At 62.3% G+C, this 17,549-nt stretch carries 18 protein-coding genes; 10 read left to right on the top strand and 8 right to left on the bottom strand.

The genetic code is table 11. The features are described 5' to 3' along the window. Positions 1–57 precede the first annotated feature (57 nt). The 5 genes from lpxK (at position 58) to LMG28727_RS29070 (ending at position 4,171) form a co-directional block, all read left to right on the top strand. Positions 58–1,074 carry a tetraacyldisaccharide 4'-kinase gene (gene lpxK, locus LMG28727_RS29090; protein ID WP_201645794.1) on the top strand — a complete coding sequence of 339 codons (1,017 nt, stop codon included), beginning with the start codon at positions 58–60 and terminating at the stop codon, positions 1,072–1,074. Beyond that, positions 1,055–1,258, top strand: a complete 204-nt coding sequence (locus LMG28727_RS29085) for a Trm112 family protein (protein WP_006050060.1) — start codon at positions 1,055–1,057, stop codon at positions 1,256–1,258. The genes lpxK and LMG28727_RS29085 overlap by 20 nt, the downstream gene beginning before the upstream one ends. A gap of 207 nt (positions 1,259–1,465) precedes the next feature. Further along, positions 1,466–2,269, top strand: a complete 804-nt coding sequence (kdsB, locus tag LMG28727_RS29080; protein ID WP_201645793.1) for a 3-deoxy-manno-octulosonate cytidylyltransferase — start codon at positions 1,466–1,468, stop codon at positions 2,267–2,269. 213 nt (positions 2,270–2,482) lie between these two features. Further along, the gene (gene adk / locus LMG28727_RS29075) at positions 2,483–3,148 is read left to right on the top strand and encodes an adenylate kinase (RefSeq protein ID WP_201645792.1); all 666 of its coding nucleotides are present in this window, start codon (positions 2,483–2,485) and stop codon (positions 3,146–3,148) included. A gap of 264 nt (positions 3,149–3,412) precedes the next feature. After that, positions 3,413–4,171: a 3-hydroxyacyl-CoA dehydrogenase gene (locus tag LMG28727_RS29070; protein WP_201645791.1), complete on the top strand. Its 759-nt coding sequence runs from the start codon at positions 3,413–3,415 to the stop codon at positions 4,169–4,171. 124 nt (positions 4,172–4,295) lie between these two features. On the opposite strand, the gene LMG28727_RS29065 is transcribed toward LMG28727_RS29070, so the two are convergent. Together LMG28727_RS29065 and murJ are read right to left on the bottom strand one after the other, a co-directional pair. Then, complete coding sequence (locus tag LMG28727_RS29065; RefSeq protein ID WP_201645790.1) at positions 4,296–5,138, bottom strand: SirB1 family protein; 843 nt, start codon at positions 5,136–5,138, stop codon at positions 4,296–4,298. A 5-nt stretch (positions 5,139–5,143) separates the two neighbouring features. Further along, positions 5,144–6,694: a murein biosynthesis integral membrane protein MurJ gene (murJ, locus tag LMG28727_RS29060; protein ID WP_201645789.1), complete on the bottom strand. Its 1,551-nt coding sequence runs from the start codon at positions 6,692–6,694 to the stop codon at positions 5,144–5,146. A 539-nt stretch (positions 6,695–7,233) separates the two neighbouring features. Between murJ and rpsT the strand changes: the two genes are divergently transcribed. Then, on the top strand, positions 7,234–7,512 hold the full coding sequence (gene rpsT / locus LMG28727_RS29055; protein ID WP_074765441.1) for a 30S ribosomal protein S20: 279 nt from the start codon (positions 7,234–7,236) through the stop codon (positions 7,510–7,512). Positions 7,513–7,738: 226 nt separating this feature from the next. Here rpsT and LMG28727_RS29050 read toward each other — a convergent pair whose 3' ends face one another. Beyond that, positions 7,739–8,080: a DUF3579 domain-containing protein gene (locus LMG28727_RS29050; protein ID WP_074765442.1), complete on the bottom strand. Its 342-nt coding sequence runs from the start codon at positions 8,078–8,080 to the stop codon at positions 7,739–7,741. Between the two features lie 436 nt (positions 8,081–8,516). On the opposite strand from LMG28727_RS29050, the gene argF reads away from it, so the two are divergent. Further along, positions 8,517–9,446, top strand: coding sequence for an ornithine carbamoyltransferase (argF, locus tag LMG28727_RS29045; RefSeq protein WP_201645788.1), 930 nt, complete (start codon positions 8,517–8,519; stop codon positions 9,444–9,446). 245 nt (positions 9,447–9,691) lie between these two features. Beyond that, positions 9,692–10,918, top strand: a complete 1,227-nt coding sequence (locus tag LMG28727_RS29040; protein WP_201645787.1) for an argininosuccinate synthase — start codon at positions 9,692–9,694, stop codon at positions 10,916–10,918. Positions 10,919–11,335: 417 nt separating this feature from the next. Here LMG28727_RS29040 and murB read toward each other — a convergent pair whose 3' ends face one another. Then, positions 11,336–12,400, bottom strand: coding sequence for a UDP-N-acetylmuramate dehydrogenase (murB, locus tag LMG28727_RS29035; RefSeq protein WP_201645786.1), 1,065 nt, complete (start codon positions 12,398–12,400; stop codon positions 11,336–11,338). Between the two features lie 197 nt (positions 12,401–12,597). On the opposite strand from murB, the gene LMG28727_RS29030 reads away from it, so the two are divergent. Continuing rightward, positions 12,598–13,083, top strand: a complete 486-nt coding sequence (locus LMG28727_RS29030; RefSeq protein ID WP_201645785.1) for a YajQ family cyclic di-GMP-binding protein — start codon at positions 12,598–12,600, stop codon at positions 13,081–13,083. 42 nt (positions 13,084–13,125) lie between these two features. On the opposite strand, the gene plsY is transcribed toward LMG28727_RS29030, so the two are convergent. Next, positions 13,126–13,761 (bottom strand): glycerol-3-phosphate 1-O-acyltransferase PlsY, encoded by a 636-nt coding sequence (gene plsY, locus LMG28727_RS29025; RefSeq protein ID WP_201645784.1) that lies wholly within the window; start codon positions 13,759–13,761, stop codon positions 13,126–13,128. A 142-nt stretch (positions 13,762–13,903) separates the two neighbouring features. After that, the gene (gene ybaK / locus LMG28727_RS29020; protein WP_201645783.1) at positions 13,904–14,395 is read right to left on the bottom strand and encodes a Cys-tRNA(Pro) deacylase; all 492 of its coding nucleotides are present in this window, start codon (positions 14,393–14,395) and stop codon (positions 13,904–13,906) included. Positions 14,396–14,530: 135 nt separating this feature from the next. On the opposite strand from ybaK, the gene LMG28727_RS29015 reads away from it, so the two are divergent. Then, positions 14,531–16,093, top strand: a complete 1,563-nt coding sequence (locus tag LMG28727_RS29015) for a class I adenylate-forming enzyme family protein (protein WP_201645782.1) — start codon at positions 14,531–14,533, stop codon at positions 16,091–16,093. A 19-nt stretch (positions 16,094–16,112) separates the two neighbouring features. Here LMG28727_RS29015 and xerD read toward each other — a convergent pair whose 3' ends face one another. Together xerD and LMG28727_RS29005 are read right to left on the bottom strand one after the other, a co-directional pair. Further along, complete coding sequence (gene xerD, locus LMG28727_RS29010) at positions 16,113–17,063, bottom strand: site-specific tyrosine recombinase XerD (protein WP_201645781.1); 951 nt, start codon at positions 17,061–17,063, stop codon at positions 16,113–16,115. Then, complete coding sequence (locus LMG28727_RS29005) at positions 17,060–17,530, bottom strand: methylated-DNA--[protein]-cysteine S-methyltransferase (protein ID WP_201645780.1); 471 nt, start codon at positions 17,528–17,530, stop codon at positions 17,060–17,062. Before LMG28727_RS29005 ends, xerD begins: the two co-directional genes overlap by 4 nt. Between the last annotated feature and the right edge of the window lie 19 nt (positions 17,531–17,549).

Raw genomic sequence — 17,549 nt, 5'->3', positions numbered from 1 at the left:
GGCGAGTTGCCGTTCGGTTTCGGCCAGACGCGTGCCGCCCGCTGAGATGGCTCGCCCATGAGCGAATTCAACCACCGCCTCGAAGCGCGCCTTGCGCGCGAATGGCAGCAGCGTGGCCCGTTCGCGTGGGCGTTGTCGCCGCTCGCGTGTGTGTTCGGCGCAGTTGCCGCCGCGCGCCGCGCCGCCTTTTCGCTCGGCTGGCTGAAATCGGTGCGCGTCGGCGTGCCGGTGGTGGTGGTCGGCAACGTGACTGTCGGCGGCACCGGCAAGACACCGACTGTCATCGCACTGGTCGAAGCATTGCGCGCTGCCGGCTTTACGCCCGGCGTGGTGTCGCGTGGCTACGGCGCGCGCGTCAAGGGGCCGACACAGGTCACGCCGGCGTCAGCGGCGAGCGTCGGCGGGGACGAACCGTTGCTGATCGCGCGCCGCACCGGTGCGCCAGTGTGGGTCTGCCCGGATCGCGTGGCCGCTGCGCAGGCACTGCGCGCCGCACATCGCGAAGTCGACGTGATCGTCAGCGATGACGGTTTGCAACACTACCGCCTCGCGCGCGACGCGGAACTCGTCGTGTTCGATCACCGGCTCGGCGGTAACGGTTTTCTGCTGCCGGCTGGCCCGCTGCGCGAGCCGCTGTCGCGTCGGCGCGACGCGACGCTGATCAACGATCCCTACGCCCGCTCCCTGCCGCCGTGGCCGAACACGTTCGCGCTGCAGCTCGCGCCCGCCGAGGCATGGCATCTGGATAACCCTGCGCTACGCCGTCCGCTCGCGCAATTCAGCGGCGAGCGCGTGCTGGCCGCAGCGGGCATCGGCTCGCCCGAGCGCTTTTTCGCCACGCTGCGCGCCGCCGGCCTCACGCCCGCCACCCGCGCCCTGCCCGATCACTACGCGTTCGAGCGCAATCCTTTCACCGACGTGGACGCCGACGCGATCCTGATAACCGAAAAGGATGCGGTAAAATTAGGGTCCTGGCACGATGCGCGCATCTGGGTTGTCCCGGTCGAAGCCGCGCTCGATCATCGCCTCATTGCATTAGTTGTGGAGAAAGTCCGTGGACGCTCGCCTGCTTGAAATTCTCGTCTGCCCGATCTGCAAGGGCCCGCTCAGCTACGACCGTTCCGCCCAGGAGCTGATCTGCAATGCCGACAAGCTCGCGTATCCGATCCGCGACGGCATTCCCGTCATGCTCGTCGACGAAGCGCGGCAGACCGTCGAAGGCACGCCGGTCGATCTGAATCCGGGCTCGGTCGCCTGAATCGCCGGGCGCCAGTGTTCGCGGGCAAAGTGGGAGTTGCGGAACTGCGCGCTGCTTCGCTTCGTTGAACCGCGTGCACTGATCCGTTTGCAGTCTCTCCGTCATTTGCCGTCGTAGCCGTTCGTTCGCGCCGTGCTGCTCGCGCGGAAGCGTTTTACGGTTCCGCCGCCCGCCGTCTTTCCGCCCCTCTTCCTGCTCATCTCGCTGATGACTCAAGCCAACTCCACCGCTGTTCCCCCGTTCATCGCCGTCGTGCCGGCCCGGCTCGCTTCGACGCGTCTGCCTAACAAGCCGCTCGCGGACCTCGGCGGCAAACCGATGGTGGTGCGGGTCGCCGAACGCGCGCGCGAATCGGGCGCACAGCAGGTGCTGGTCGCGTCGGATGCACAGGAAGTGCTCGACGCCGCGCGCGATCACGGTTTCGAAGCCGTGCTGACGCGCGCCGACCACCCGTCGGGCACGGACCGTCTCGCAGAAGTCGCAGCGCGGTTCGGCTGGAGCGACGACACGATCGTCGTCAACGTGCAAGGCGACGAACCGCTGATCGACCCGGCACTCGTGTGCGGCGTTGCGTCGCACCTCGCGGCCAGCAACGGCTGCGCGATCGCCACCGCCGCGCATCCGATCACCGACCCCGCCGAAATCTTCAATCCGAATGTCGTCAAGGTCGTACTCGACGCTCGCAACGTCGCGCTGTATTTCTCGCGCGCGGCGATTCCGTGGGCCCGCGACGCTTATCAGCCGCATTGGCCGAACGTCCCGTCAATGCCCGCGCCGCCTGCGCCTGCGGTAGTTCATCGGCATATCGGCCTGTATGCATACCGCGCCCAGTTTTTGCGCACCTACCCCAATCTCTCGATCTCGCCGATCGAACAGGTCGAAGCGCTCGAACAGTTGCGGGCGATGTGGCATGGCGAACGAATTGCAGTGCTCGTCACCCAGGACGTGCCGCTGCCCGGCGTCGACACACCCGCAGACCTGGCACGCGTCAGGGCTTTATTCGGGTCTTGACCGCAAAAAGCCATGGCATAATCGGACGGTTGTGCGCGCCTCCTACACCAAGCGAGCGCCAGGGTTTGCCCCGGTCGCACCGTTTCCATCTTGCAGCGCCGTCGTGTTTCGACGTGCAGCGCGAGAGCCGAACGGTAGCCGATGCGGGTCCCCGGCGGATCGTCGGATGGCTGCAGCGTCATCAAAGAATTCACACAGATCTGGAGATATCACATGCGTTTGATCCTTTTGGGTGCGCCCGGCGCGGGTAAGGGCACTCAGGCAAACTTCATCAAGGAAAAATTCGGTATTCCGCAAATTTCCACCGGTGACATGCTGCGTGCAGCCGTCAAGGCTGGCACGCCGCTGGGCCTCGAAGCCAAGCGTTTCATGGACGCTGGCGAGCTGGTGACGGACGAACTCATCATTAACCTGGTGAAAGAACGTCTGCAGCAAGCCGATTGCGCGAACGGTTATCTGTTCGACGGTTTCCCGCGCACCATTCCGCAAGCGGAAGCGATGAAGCAGGCAGGCGTCGCGATCGACTACGTGCTGGAAATCGACGTGCCGTTCGACGAGATCATCGTGCGCATGAGCGGCCGCCGCTCGCACGCCGCTTCGGGCCGCACGTACCACGTCAAGTTCAATCCGCCGAAGGTTGAAGGCGTTGACGACGTGACCGGCGAGCCGCTGATCCAGCGCGACGACGACAAGGAAGAAACGGTGAAGAAGCGTCTGCAAGTGTATGAAGCGCAGACCAAGCCGCTGATCGACTATTACAACGGCTGGGCAAAAAACGGCGATGCGGCGAGTTCGCTGAAGGCGCCGCAATACCGCCGCATTTCGGGCCTCGGCAGCGTTGACGAAATTCGTGAGCGCGCGTTCGAAGCGCTGAAATAAGCGCAACGCGCACGGCTTCTGGTTGACGAAAAACCCGCCCATGTTGGCGGGTTTTTTTATTGCGGCGTGCGCTGCGCGAAGCGCTTCGAGCACGCCCTCGCAGTCCCTGGCCGCCAGGCGCCCAGCATTAATTAGACATCCGTAGCGGTCTGCATCCGGCGCCCTGCCCGCTCGCTTTCCGCGTTGCAACATAGCCGCTACAATCGATCATCGAAAAAATATTCGATCTGGCCACGACTGAATAACCGTAGCAAAGGAGAAGACATGGAGATTCGTGACAATGTGTTCCTGATCACCGGCGGTGCATCGGGTCTGGGTGCCGCCACCGCGCGCCTGCTCGTCGAGAACGGCGGCAAGGTGGTGCTGGCCGACCTGAATCAGGACGCTGGCGAGGCGCTCGCAAAGGAACTCGGCGGCATCTTCGTCAAATGCGACGTGAGCCGCGAAGACGACGCAACGCAAGCAGTCGAGGCCGCGGCGAAGCTCGGCACGTTGCGCGGGCTGGTCAATTGCGCGGGCATTGCTCCCGCAGTCAAGACGGTCGGTAAAGACGGCCCGCATCCGCTCGAGTCGTTTGCGCGCACCATCTCCATCAATCTGATCGGCACTTTCAACATGATTCGTCTCGCCGCTGCGGCGATGTCGAAGAACGAGCCGACTGCGAGCGGTGAGCGTGGGGTGATTATCAACACGGCGTCGGTGGCTGCGTACGACGGACAGATCGGCCAGGCCGCCTATGCGGCCTCCAAGGGCGGCGTGGTCGGCATGACGTTGCCGATTGCGCGCGACCTGTCACGCAACGCCATCCGCGTGATGACGATCGCGCCCGGCATCTTCGAAACGCCGATGCTGCTCGGCATGCCGCAGGAAGTGCAGGACGCGCTCGGCGCGATGGTGCCGTTCCCGCCGCGTCTGGGCAAACCGGCCGAATACGCGATGCTGGCCAAGCAAATTTTCGACAACCCGATGCTGAATGGTGAAGTGATTCGTCTGGACGGCGCGATCCGGATGCAGCCGAAGTAACGACCTGTAGTTGTGCGTCGCCACGATACGACGCATCACGCGGCAATAAAAAACGCCTGCTCATGAGTCGATCATGAACAGGCGTTTCGTTTCGTGCAGGGTACGCTTCCAGAACGCGACGCGACTAGCCGTGATCGTCTTGCTGCGTGCGTTGCCGCAACTCGTGCAATTGCGACTCCACCACCATCGCGTCCTCGGCATCGGGGCGGTCGCCGAGATAGTTTTCCAAGTCCTCAAGTGCGGGCCGCAGATAATCGAGCCGCGCGTAAGCAAAGCCACGATCGCGCACTTCTTCGATATTGCCCGGCAGCAGAATGACAAGACGCTGCTGTACCGCCAGCAAACGCTGCCAACGTTCCGTCTGACGATAAACAGCTTTCAGATTGCCCAGCATCCGGGCGAGAATCTCGCGACTCGTGGCCGGCTGCAACAGCATGCGCAGCGCTCTGCTCACCGACTCCCCCGCCGACGCCACATAAGGCTCCAGCATGTCGACCATCTCCGACTCGGTCAGCGAATGACCGCTGGTCGGATCGAGCATCAGATCGCCGTCAGGCGTCGTGACGCGCAGCAGAAAATGTCCGGGAAAAGACACGCCACGTGCAGGAATACCGATCTGCTCCGCCATCTCCAGATACAGCACCGCGAGCGAAATCGGAATGCCGCGCCGACGCTTGAGCACGACATTCAGATGACTGTTGTCGGGGTCGTAATAATCGTTCAGGTTGCTGGCAAAACCCAGCTCGCGGAAGAAGAACCGGTTCAGAATGCCGACCTTTTGACGAGGGTCGACGTCCTCCGGCATACGGCGCTGCAGACGCAACACCAGTTCGTCGATCTCAGCCAGCGTCGCTTGCAGATCAAGGTCGGGATAAGCGTCCTGCGCGAGCGAGAGCGCCGCTTCGGTCAACGGCAGACTTTCGTCTTCGGCAACGAGCGTGCTGAAATAGTCGAGAACTCGCGTCATCGTGATCACTTCACTCGTCTTTTGAAATACGCGTACTTGAAGCCCATCAGCCAGAGCATACCGAAATATAGCGCGGCAAACAGCACGAGGCACGCACCCAGCAGCACGATCCGGTTGACCGGATGCTCACGCATACCGATCCAGTCGAAGCTGATCGCCAACCACCTCATCGCGCCGGCCAGCACCAGACAGGCGCCCAGCATCTGCACGAAAAATTTCAGCCAGCCGCTCGATGGCATATAGATGCCGCGCTTGCGCAGGCCGAGAAACAGTAGCAATGCATTGACGCAAGCGCCGAGCCCGACGCTCAACGTCAGGCCTGCGTGCGCGAAAATCGGGACGAACGCGTAGTTGCTCAACTGCGTCACGATCAGCACGCCGATGCCGATCTTCACCGGCGTCTTGATGTCCTGCTTCGCGTAGAACCCGGGCGCGAGGATCTTGATCAGGATCAGGCCGATCAACCCGACGCCATACGCCGCCAGCGCGCGGCTCACCATCACGACCGAGTTGCTGTCGAATTTGCCGTAGTGGAATAGCACGGCCGTCAGCGGCTCGGCGAAGAAGAACAACGCGACCGCGCTCGGCGCGGCCAGCAGGAACGTCACGCGCAGCCCCCAGTCGAGCAGCGACGAATATTCGTGCGGATCGGCGTCGACGTGCGCCTTCGACAGACTCGGCAACAGGATCGTGCCCAGCGCGACGCCGAGCAGCGCGGTTGGAAACTCCATCAGCCGGTCGGCGTAGTTGATCCACGACACGGCGCCGGGGCCGATGCGCGACGCGATATTAGTGTTGATGATCAGACTGATCTGCGCGACCGACACCGCAAACATGGCCGGCACCATCTTGGACAGCACCCGCTTGACACCACGATGCGCGAGCGCCTTCACCGGGTTCAGGCCGATGCGCGGCACCATGTCGATCTTCTTCAGACCCGGCAGTTGCACGAGGAACTGCAACAGCCCGCCGACGATCACCGCCCACGCCAGCGCATAGACCGGCGTTTGCAGACGCGGCGCGACGAATACGGCCGCCAGGATGAATGCCACGTTCAGCAGCACCGGCGCGAACGCGGGCAACGAGAAGCTCTTGTACGTATTCAGCACGCTCGACGCCAGCGACGTCAGCGAAATGAAAATAATGTACGGGAACATGATGCGCGTCATCGTGACCGCGAGCGCGTACGCATGGCCTTCATGCGCAAGTCCCGAGGCAACGATGAACACCACGCCGGACGCACCCAGCACGCCGATTACCGACAGAACCGCCAGCGCCCAGGCAAGCACGGTCGAGGTGGCGTCGACCAGCGCCTTGGTGGCGTCATGGCCTTGCTGGTTCTTGAACTCGGCGAGGATCGGCACGAAAGCCTGCGAGAACGCGCCCTCGGCGGAGATGCGGCGCAGCAGGTTCGGAATGCGGAAGGCGACGTAGAACGCGTCAGTAAATTGACTGGCGCCGAACGCGCGAGCGATCAGCGTTTCGCGGGCCAGACCGGTCACGCGCGACAGCAGCGTGAAGCCGCTGACCGTCAGCAAGGCTCGGATTAGATTCATGGGGCGCTTATTATACGGGTGCCGCAAGTGCGGACGACGAGCCGGGACGCGATTCGGACCGATTTACCGTGCAGACGTTCGATTGGATGGGCGGTCCACCGCGTTTTTTTGCAGATTCCGGAGGCCTGCGGGCGGCGCAAAAGATGTGCTGGGCGCGGCTGCCGGCACAGCAACCGCGTTGCCCGCTTCGCACTCGCCACACACGGCGCGTTGCGGCTCGCAGGGCCTTGCTCCACAGGCCGGCATCGCGTGATCACGCTTTCCCGTTGCCACGTGCCTGATTTTGTTGCTATAATCGTCGGCTTCGAAGAGCTCGCTCAATTTTCGGGCGGTGTGTGTTGACACCGCGGGTTGGCACCAAGCCCCCTGCTAATACCCTCCAGCACCAAGAAAAGCCGAGCCCGCCTTCGCGTAGTTCGATCGATTTTTCGACACTTTTTGCGCTCTTGGGCAATCGCTTCCAAGAGTTCGGATCTAAAAGCAGCACCTCACCACTTGAAGGTCAGGTACTGGAAACAGGAACAGGATAAGGAACCGTCATGGCAAACTCCGCACAAGCACGCAAGCGCGCCCGCCAGGCCGCCAAGGCAAACTCGCACAACTCGGCACTGCGCTCGAAGTTCCGCACGGCTATCAAGGCTGTCCGCAAGGCGATCGACGCCGGCGACAAGGCTAAGGCCGCAGAAATCTTCCAGGCATCGTCGAAGACCATCGACATCATTGCCGACAAGAACATCGTTCACAAGAACAAGGCAGCTCGCCATAAGAGCCGCCTCGCTGCAGCCATCAAGGGTCTGCAAGCGGCCGCAGCTCAGTAATTCCGGTCGGCCCGCTTCGGTGGGCTAACTCCTGTTTCCGCTGCACAGAAAGGCCCGCCTCGGCGGGCTTTTTTGCTTGGGACTTTGCGCCCTTCCGATCCACGTGACTCATCATTCGTGAATTGCGGCTCAACAGACCGCCCGCCTGACGCCGTTGTTTCCAGGCACAAAAAAACCCGCTTCTCGCGGGTTTTTGCTTTTGCAGATCCAGCCCGGCCGACTCGGACTAGATCACGTGCCGCTTTTCTCGCGGCGCGACGTGTTCGAGTTCCAGCTCACACGCCTCAGTCACGACGAGGTCGTTGTCTTTCGCAAAGTTGAGGACGAAATCGAAAGCCATGGGCTCGATGTCGCGCAGGCGCGAATCGAGAATCACACACTTCAGGTCGCCGATCATGGTGGGCCGGACGTACAACGAATACTGCATGTAGGCGTTCGGCCCTTTCCGCGCGCCGGGACCAAAACATGCCATCACGCCCGCAAGCCGCTCCGACCAGTCGCTCGGCCGAAACTTTTTTCCTTTCGACGTGATGCCCTGAATGAAATATTCGGTTGGTGCTTCGGCCATGTAGGAATACCTGTGTGACTGCCCAGCGGATGACGGCAAAGCCGACGGCAAACCGGCTCGAATGCCTGAACTCGCTGCCTACGCCACGATGGCGAATCGTGCCGCCAGAAACCGCCAGAGGCAGGCTGAGCGCCGCCGCGGCGTTTGTCATGACGGCGCACCGCGAGCAGACTTTCCAAACCGCGCGAGCCGTGTCCCGCAAGCAAAAAAGCTACCTGCTGGGCTTTGAGATAACCGGCAGATTATAGCGCAGCGGACCTTTTTCCGCAGCGCACACAAGCTCCGCCCGACACGCTCTGGCGTCTTTCAGACGGCTTGCCCGGCCTTTTGGCCGACTCGTCAAACGGGGCAAAATCCTTTATGCTGCATTGAGTTACCACAAACGACGGCGGCGCCGTCCGGCAATCCTGCCGGGTGAGACCGCCGTATTTGTTTCATGACCGCCAAGAAAATTCGCCACTATCTGCAGTTCAAGGATTTCTCGCTGGAAGACTACGAGTACGTGTTGGAGCGCGCACGTATTCTCAAGCGCAAGTTTAAAAACTACGAGACCTACCACCCGCTGCACGACCGCACGCTGGCGATGATCTTCGAGAAAAATTCGACTCGCACGCGCCTGTCGTTCGAAGCCGGCATCTTCCAGCTCGGTGGCCACGCCGTCTTCATGAGCACGCGCGACACGCAACTCGGTCGCGGTGAACCGATCGAAGACGCTGCGCAAGTCATTTCGCGCATGGTCGACATCATCATGATCCGCACGTATGGACAGGACATCATCGAGCGCTTCGCCGAGAATTCGCGCGTCCCGGTCATCAACGGTCTGACCAACGAATATCACCCTTGCCAGGTGCTCGCGGACATCTTCACGTTCTTCGAACATCGCGGCCCGATTCGCGGCAAGACAGTCGCGTGGGTCGGCGACGCCAACAACATGCTGTACACGTGGATCGAAGCCGCGCAGATTCTCGGTTTCAAGCTGCGCCTGTCCACGCCGCCGGGCTACAAGCTCGACCGCGCGATGGTCGCTGCCGAAAGCGCGCCGTTCTACGAAGAGTTCGACGATCCGAACGAGGCCTGCGCCGGCGCCGACCTCGTCACGACCGACGTCTGGACCAGCATGGGCTTCGAAGCCGAAAATGAAGCACGCAAGAAAGCCTTCGCAGACTGGTGCGTCGATGCTGAAATGATGGCACGCGCCAATTCCGACGCGCTCTTCATGCACTGCCTGCCCGCCCACCGCGGCGAGGAAGTCAGCGCGGAAGTGATCGACGGTCCGCAGAGCGTCGTCTGGGACGAAGCGGAAAACCGTCTGCACGTGCAAAAGGCTTTGCTGGAATTCCTGCTGCTGGGCAAGCTGAATCACTAAGCGAGCCGCTACGTAGCATCCACGCAACACCTGCGCGAAGCGCGACGGGGCCTTGACTACGAGGCAACGCATCCACGTTAGCGCCGCGCATCGAGCCGGGGTCCACGGTTGCAAGCGGACCCGGCTGGATCCGCCTTGTCCCAAAAACGCGGGCACCCGGCGGTTTAGTGTCAAAATAGCGCTTTTCCGCGCTCCGGAACCGCCGGTGCGCCTGTTTTCCCGCTTTTTCCAGCTACGAGTTCACCATGAGCGATATCAAGAAAGTCGTGCTCGCCTATTCGGGCGGCCTCGACACCTCCGTCATCCTGAAGTGGTTGCAGGACAACTACGACGCCGAAGTCGTCACGTTCACGGCCGACATCGGCCAGGGCGAAGAGCTGGATCCGGCGCGCAAGAAAGCCCTGCAACTCGGCATCAAGCAGGAAAACATTTTCATCGAAGACCTGCGCGAAGAATTCGTGCGTGACTACGTGTTCCCGATGTTCCGCGCGAACACGGTCTACGAAGGCGAATACCTGCTGGGCACGTCGATCGCGCGTCCGCTGATCGCGAAGCGTCAGATCGAGATCGCCCGTGCGACCGGCGCGCAAGCGGTGTCGCACGGTGCAACCGGCAAGGGCAACGACCAGGTTCGCTTCGAACTCGGCTACTACGCGCTGGAACCCGGCATCAAGGTGATCGCTCCGTGGCGTGAATGGGACCTGCTGTCACGCGAAAAGCTGCTCGCGTACGCAGAAAAGGCCGGCATTCCTATCGAAATGAAGCACAAGCAAGGCGGCGCGCCGTATTCAATGGACGCGAACCTGCTGCACATCTCGTTCGAAGGCCGTCATCTGGAAGACCCGAAGGCCGAAGCCGAAGCCGATATGTGGCGCTGGACCGTGTCGCCCGAACAGGCGCCGGACCAGGCTGAATACCTCGACATCGAGTACGAGCACGGCGATCCGGTCGCGATCAACGGCAAGCGTCTGTCGGCGGCTGAAATGCTGACTGAACTGAACCGCCTGGGCGGCAAGCACGGCATTGGCCGTCTGGATCTGGTCGAAAACCGTTACGTCGGCATGAAGTCGCGCGGCTGCTATGAAACGCCGGGCGGCACGATCATGCTGAAGGCGCACCGCGGCATCGAGTCGATCACGCTCGACCGTGAAGTGGCTCACCTGAAGGACGACTTGATGGCCCGCTACGCGTCGCTGATTTATAACGGCTACTGGTGGAGCCCGGAGCGTCGCGCGATTCAGGTGCTGATCGACCATACTCAAGAGAAGGTCAACGGCTGGGTGCGTGTGAAGCTGTATAAGGGCAGCGTGTCGGTGGTGGCGCGTGATTCGAAGGAAACGCTGTTCGACAAGACGATCGCTACGTTCGACGACGACGGCGGCGCCTACAACCAGGCTGACGCCGGCGGGTTCATCAAGCTGAACGCGCTGCGTATGCGGATTGCGGAGAATGCACGCCGTCAGCGGGACTAACGCATCTGTTTGAGATTGGGCTGACTTTGCGCGAGTGAAGTCGTGCGCTGTGAAGCGCAGTCCGTCTCGAACGCGGATGCAAAAAAAGGCGCCGGGAGGAAACTCCCGGCGCCTTTTTCAATTTCAGCACACCCCGCTTTGCCACAAGTCCTGCGGCTGCATGCAATGCAAGAGCCTTGATGAGCCGGCGCGCTTCCCTGACCTCGTCTTGAGCGTCCGGGCAGCGCGTACCCGGGCACGACGAAGGTCGAAACCACCGCCAGGCGTCGTGGCACCCGTTATCCGATCAACGGGTGCACGGCGAAATGGCCACCTCATGAATCACCGTGCCGACGCGGCGTGAAACCAAAGTTCGGTTAGAAACCCGGCTCGCCTTCAGCACACGTTGTCATTTCCCGCCATGCCGTTGCGTCCAGATCACAAACAAACCGGCTCCGCGTCCAACTCGACCCCAAATCGCTCCAGCACGTCGCGCTGGATCGCCTTCGCGAGCGCCAGCACTTCCGCCCCGCTCGCGCCGCCGCGATTCACCAGCACCAGCGCCTGGCGCTCATGCACGGCTGCTGCGCCCATCGCACGGCCTTTCCAGCCGCATCGGTCGATCAACCAGCCCGCAGCAAGCTTCACGCGACCATCCGGCTGAGGATAAGACACGACCTCCGGCTCCCGAAGCTTCAAAGCGCCGAACTGCGCCGCATCCACGACCGGATTTTTGAAGAAACTCCCGGCATTGCCAAGCTCCAGCGGGTCAGGCAGTTTCGCGCGACGCACGGCCACCACCGCATCGAAAATCGCCTGGGCGGAAGGCTGCGAGCCATCTGACTCAGACGGCGAGCCAACCGCCGTGTCGTTCACAGCCAGCGCCCGCGCCAGATCCGCATACCCGGCGCGCGGCTGCCAGACCTTCGGCAAACGGAACGTCACCGACGTGATCACGAAGCGGTCGCGCCCTTCCCGCTTGAAGAAACTGTCCCGGTAGCCGAACTGGCAAGCGCGCGCATCGAGCTCGACGACTTCGCCCGTGGCCAGCTCCACCACCCGCAGCGACGCGAACCGTTCGCACATCTCCAGCCCATACGCGCCGATGTTCTGAATCGGCGCGGCACCCACCGTGCCGGGGATCAACGCGAGGTTTTCCAGCCCGGGCATCCCCTGCGACAAGGTCCAGCCGACAAACTCGTGCCACGGCTCACCGCCAGCCGCTTCGACGTACCATGCTTCGTCGTCCTCGCGTACGACCTGGCGGCCACGCAGCGCGACCAGCAGCACCAGGCCGCCGAAGTCGCCGGTCAGCACGACATTGCTGCCGCCGCCCAGCACGAGGCGCGGCAGGCCGGCTGCGCGTGGATCGCGCACTGCCGCCATCAGTTGTTCTTCGTGTTCGATCCGGCATGCAAACTGCGCACGGACATCGAAGCCAAAGGTGTTGTGCGCCTTCAGCGGATAGCCGGCAATGAACTGGGCGGAATCGGAGTGGGACATCGGAATGAGAGCAATGAAACGACGAAAGAGAGACCGCGAACGAGGCCAGGCTAGCCCTCAGGCTAGCGACAATGCGCGCGGCCTTGGGCAAAAGGGAGTGGCGTCGGTAAAATGACGTCCGGTCCGTGATTATAGCGAGTGCCCCGTGAGCAGCCGACCGGCCGCGTCACGCACCGCAGCACTATTGGGAGAATGCAATGCCATCGTTTGACGTCGTCTGCGAAGCGAACATGATCGAAGTCAAGAACGCGATCGAACAGTCCAACAAGGAAATCTCAACGCGCTTCGACTTCAAAGGGTCGGACGCGCGTGTCGAACATAAGGAAAACGAAATCACCGCCTACGCGGACGACGATTTCAAACTCGGTCAGGTCACAGACGTGCTGGTGTCGAAAATGGCCAAGCGCAACGTGGATGTGCGCTTCCTCGACTACGGCAAGACCGAGAAGATCGGCGGCGACAAAGTCAAGCAGGTCATCAAGATCAAGAAAGGCGTGTCCGGCGATCTGTCGAAGAAAATCGTGCGTCTTGTGAAGGACAGCAAGATCAAGGTCCAGGCGAGCATTCAGGGCGACGCGGTGCGCATCACGGGCGGCAAGCGCGACGATCTGCAAAGCGTGATCGCGATGCTGCGCAAGGACGTGACCGATACGCCGCTCGACTTCAATAACTTCCGCGACTGATTCCGCGATTCACCGCGAGGGGCGCGCAGCGCCCTTCCACCGTCACAAATCGTTGCCCGCCGCCGGGGCGTTCGCCTTCTTCTTGTCGCCGAGCCGGCTTTCCTGCCCGCGCGCGAGCTTGGCAATGTTGCCGCGATGCCGCCACACGAGCAGCGAGCTCATCGCCACGATAGCCAGCGCGATGACATGCGGGCCGAACAGAAAGGCATCGAAAATCGGCGCGAATACCGCCGCGGCCAACGCTGCCAGCGACGAATAGCGCGTGAAGAACGCCACGATCAGCCAGGTCAGCAACGTGGCGACGCCAAGGATCGGATTGATGGCGAGCAGCACGCCTGCCGCGGTCGCCACACCCTTGCCGCCCTTGAAGCGGAAGAAAACCGGATACAGGTGGCCGAGAAACACCGCAATCGACGCAATCGCCACCGACGTGTCGTCCAGCCCGTAACGCGCGCCGTAGTGCACGACGAACCACACCGGCAGCCACCCTTTGAAGGCGTCGCCGATCAACGTCAGAATGGCCGCTTTCTTGCTGCCGCTGCGCAGGACGTTGGTCGCCCCCGGATTGCCCGAGCCATACGAGCGCGGGTCGTCGAGGCCCATCGCGGCGCTCACGATGACGGCAAACGAGATCGAACCGATCAGGTAAGCAACGACAGCAACGATCAGGTTTTGCATCTGGGACTCTTATAAGGATCGGCGGTCTGAAGTCGATGAAACTCGACACCTCAGCCGCAACAGGGAACGCCAACAAACAACGCGGCGCAAAGCGGCGCACATTCTACCCAACGTGCGCGATCGAAAAACATTCAGGCAAACGTCAATCGACGCTCGCGCATTGAACCGCTTTCGCCGCCAGCAGACCGGTCAGCACGGTCGGCTCGATGCTGACCAGAAAACCGCGCCGGCCGCCGTTCAGCCAGATCTTGTCCATCTCGAGAATGGTCGATTCGACATACACCGGCATCTGCTTGCGCGTGCCGAACGGCGACGTGCCGCCGATCAGGTACCCTGAGTGCCGGTTCGCCACTTCGGGCTTGCACGGCTCGACGCGCTTCGCGCCGATCTGCCGCGCGAGGTTCTTGGTGCTGACGGTGCGGTCGCCGTGCATCAGCACGATGAGCGGCTTCGCGTGCTCGTCTTCCATCACCAGCGTCTTGACCACATGATGTTCGTCCACGCCGAGCTGGCGCGCCGATTCCCCGGTGCCGCCGTGCTCGACATACTCGTAAGGATGCTCGCCGAAAGTGATGCCGTGACGGCGCAGGAACTGCGTGGCCGGCGTTTCGGAGACGTGTCTGGATTTGCTCATCGGCGCATTGTAATGGCGAGTTTGCGCAACGGCTATTTGCCGAATGGCCAATTGTGCGCGCCTGACGTTTATGGCACGATCGTTCGAAAATCTTCCGGCGCAATGGATGCCGGCATCGAATCGTAGGAGACAGTGTTGAGCATTGATTCACCCACCCGTTCCACCATCGACATTCCCGCGCTGCTGGTCGAACTGCCTGCACGCATCGCCGACATCCCCGCACTCGCCGCCGCGCGTGATCCACACCACGTCGCGTTGATCGAAGACGCGCGCCGCCTGACCAGCGCACAACTGCTGCAAGCCGTCGATGCCGCCACCGCACTGCTGCGCGAATGGGGCGTGCGCGGCGGCGATCGCGTGATGATCGTCGCGGAAAACAGCATCGTGCAGATCGTGCTGCTGTTCGCGACTGCCAGGCTCGACGCGTGGGCGCTGGTGTCGAACGCGCGGTTATCAGCGGCGGAGCTGGATTCGATCCGCGCGCATGCACAACCTCGTGTGGTCGCGTATGCGGTGGAAAGCTCCGCCGACGCCCAGCAGCATGCGCAGCGCCATCTGGCAACGCCGGCGCCCGCAATGACGCTGGACATCGGCGCTTGGTCGTACTCGGTGGACCACACCGCGCAAGCCGAGCCAGTCGAAGCCGCGAACGACCGCCAATGCGCCGCGCTGATCTATACCACCGGCACGACCGGCGCACCGAAAGGCGTGATGCTGTCGCATCGCAATCTGCTGTACATCGCGGCTGTGTCGAGCCGTCTGCGTAAAGTCGGTCCCGACGACGTCGTGTACGCCGTGCTGCCCATCTCGCACGTGTATGGCTTCGCGTCGGTGTGTCTGGGCAGCCTGCATGCAGGCGCAACGCTGCGGCTCGTGCCGCGCTTCTCGCCGGAAGCCGTGCGCCGCGCGCTCGCCGACGAACGCGTGTCGATCTTCCAGGGCGTGCCGGCCATGCATGCCAAATTGCTCGAACATTTGCAAACGCACGGCCACGCGTGGTCGGCACCGCATCTGCGTTTTGCCTACTCGGGCGGCTCGCCGCTCGACGCTGCGCTGAAAGCGCAGGTCGAATCCGTCTACGGTTTGACTTTGCACAACGGCTACGGAATGACGGAAAGCAGCCCGACCGTTTCTCACACGATGCTCGACGCGCCGCGCAGCGATTGCTCGGTCGGCGAGGTGATTCCCGGCGTCGAAGTGAAGTTCGTCGGACTCGACGGCGTCGAAGCAGCGTCGGGAGACATCGGCGAACTATGGGTGCGTGGGCCGAATGTGATGCTCGGCTACTACCACAGCCCCGAGCAGACACGTGCAGCCGTGACCGCAGACGGCTGGCTGAAAACCGGCGATCTCGCGCGGCAGGACACGGACGGTGCATTGCATATCGTCGGGCGCAGCAAGGAGTTGATCATCCGCTCGGGGTTCAATGTGTACCCGGCGGAGGTCGAACATGTATTGAACGCGCATCCGCAGGTCGTGCAATCGGCGGTCATCGGGCGCGCGGTCGAAGGTAACGAGGAAGTGGTCGCGTTCGTCGAATTGATCGCGGGCGCGACGGTGACATCGGCTGAATTGATCGCGTGGTGCGGCGAGCGTCTTGCGCCGTATAAGCGGCCGGCCGAATTGAAAGTGCTTGCCGCGCTGCCGGCTGCGTCGACCGGGAAGATTCTCAAGCACCGGCTGCGCGAATTCGTCTGAAGCCGCCGCGTTGGATGCATCATCCTCGCGGATGATGCATCGCATGCAGCGACTTCAAGCGCTCCCGCGCCACGTGCGTGTAAATCTGCGTGGTCGAAATATCGGTGTGCCCGAGTAGCAGTTGCACGACGCGCAAGTCAGCGCCGTGATTCAGCAGATGCGTCGCGAACGCATGCCGCAACGTATGCGGAGACAAAGGCGCATGCACGTCGGCGGCCACCGCATGTCGTTTGATGATGTTCCAGAACTGCTGGCGCGTCATCCCCTCAGCGCGGCTCGTGACGAACAGCGCATCGGTCGAGCGCGCGCCGAGCAGCGCCGGGCGAGCCTCGCGCAGATAGCGTTCGATCCACCCATGCGCCTCTTCACCAAACGGAATCAGCCGTTCCTTCGAGCCCTTGCCCATCACGCGCACCACGCCTTCGTTCAAGCCGACTTCCACGGTCTTCAGCGTGACGAGTTCAGTGACGCGCAAACCACTCGCGTACATCAACTCCAGCATCGTGCGGTCGCGCAGACCCAGCGGCGTGGAGATATCGGGCGCACCGAGCAGCGCTTCAACTTGCGCTTCAGATAACGTCGACGGAAAACGCATGGGCTGTTTGGCCGACCGGATGCGCAGCGTCGGATCGGCCTGCGCCCGATGCTCGCGCACCGCCCAGCCGTAGTAGCGACGAAACACCGACAAACGCCGGTTCGCCGACGTCGATTTGTCACCATGCCGCGCGGCGCTATAGGCATTGAGATCGGCTTCGCTGGCGGTATCGAGCGACGCGTTGCGGGTCTGCGCCAGCCATTCGCAAAAGAGCCGCAGGTCGCGGCGATACGCGTCGAGCGTGTTGCGCGACAGCCCGTGTTCGAGCCATATCGCGTCGCAGAACGCATCGATCGATGCAGTGCTCGCTATGAAAAGAGGTGACGCGAGGTTCGCGTCATCGGTCAGGGTATTGCTTGTATCGCTCATGCTCATGCGTACGGAATGCCTTCATGCGCCAGCAGCCAGCGCTTGACGTTGCGAAAGAAACCATCGTCGCCGTGGTGCGCAAATCCGCCGATGCCGCTCGAACTCACCACGCGATGACAGGGAATCACAATGGGGAAAAAATTGGCGCCACACGCCTGGCCGACCGCGCGCGGCGCACTGCCGATTTGCCTCGCCACTTGCCCGTAGGTCAGCACGACGCCCGGTGGAATGTCGCTGATCGCCTGCCAGACGCGGCGCTGGAACGCGCTGCCGACCGGGGCCAGCGGCAACTCGAATTTCGCCGACGCGCGCTCGAAATATCGATCTATCTGCTCAGCGGCCTGCTTCGCCAACGGCGAGTCGGGCGCGACGCTGTTGATCGAGTCCGGCAGATAGACGATCTCGCGCACGGTTTCGCCTTCGAGACGAATGCCGACCTTGCCGAACGGTGCATGAATCACTGCGTTGAACATGATGGCCTGCTCCTTACTC

The sequence above is a fragment of the Paraburkholderia metrosideri genome, assembly GCF_904848625.1.
Taxonomy (GTDB): Bacteria; Pseudomonadota; Gammaproteobacteria; order Burkholderiales; family Burkholderiaceae; genus Paraburkholderia; species Paraburkholderia metrosideri.
Note: the sequence above shows the minus strand (reverse complement) of the source record. Positions and strands in the feature narration are given on the sequence as shown.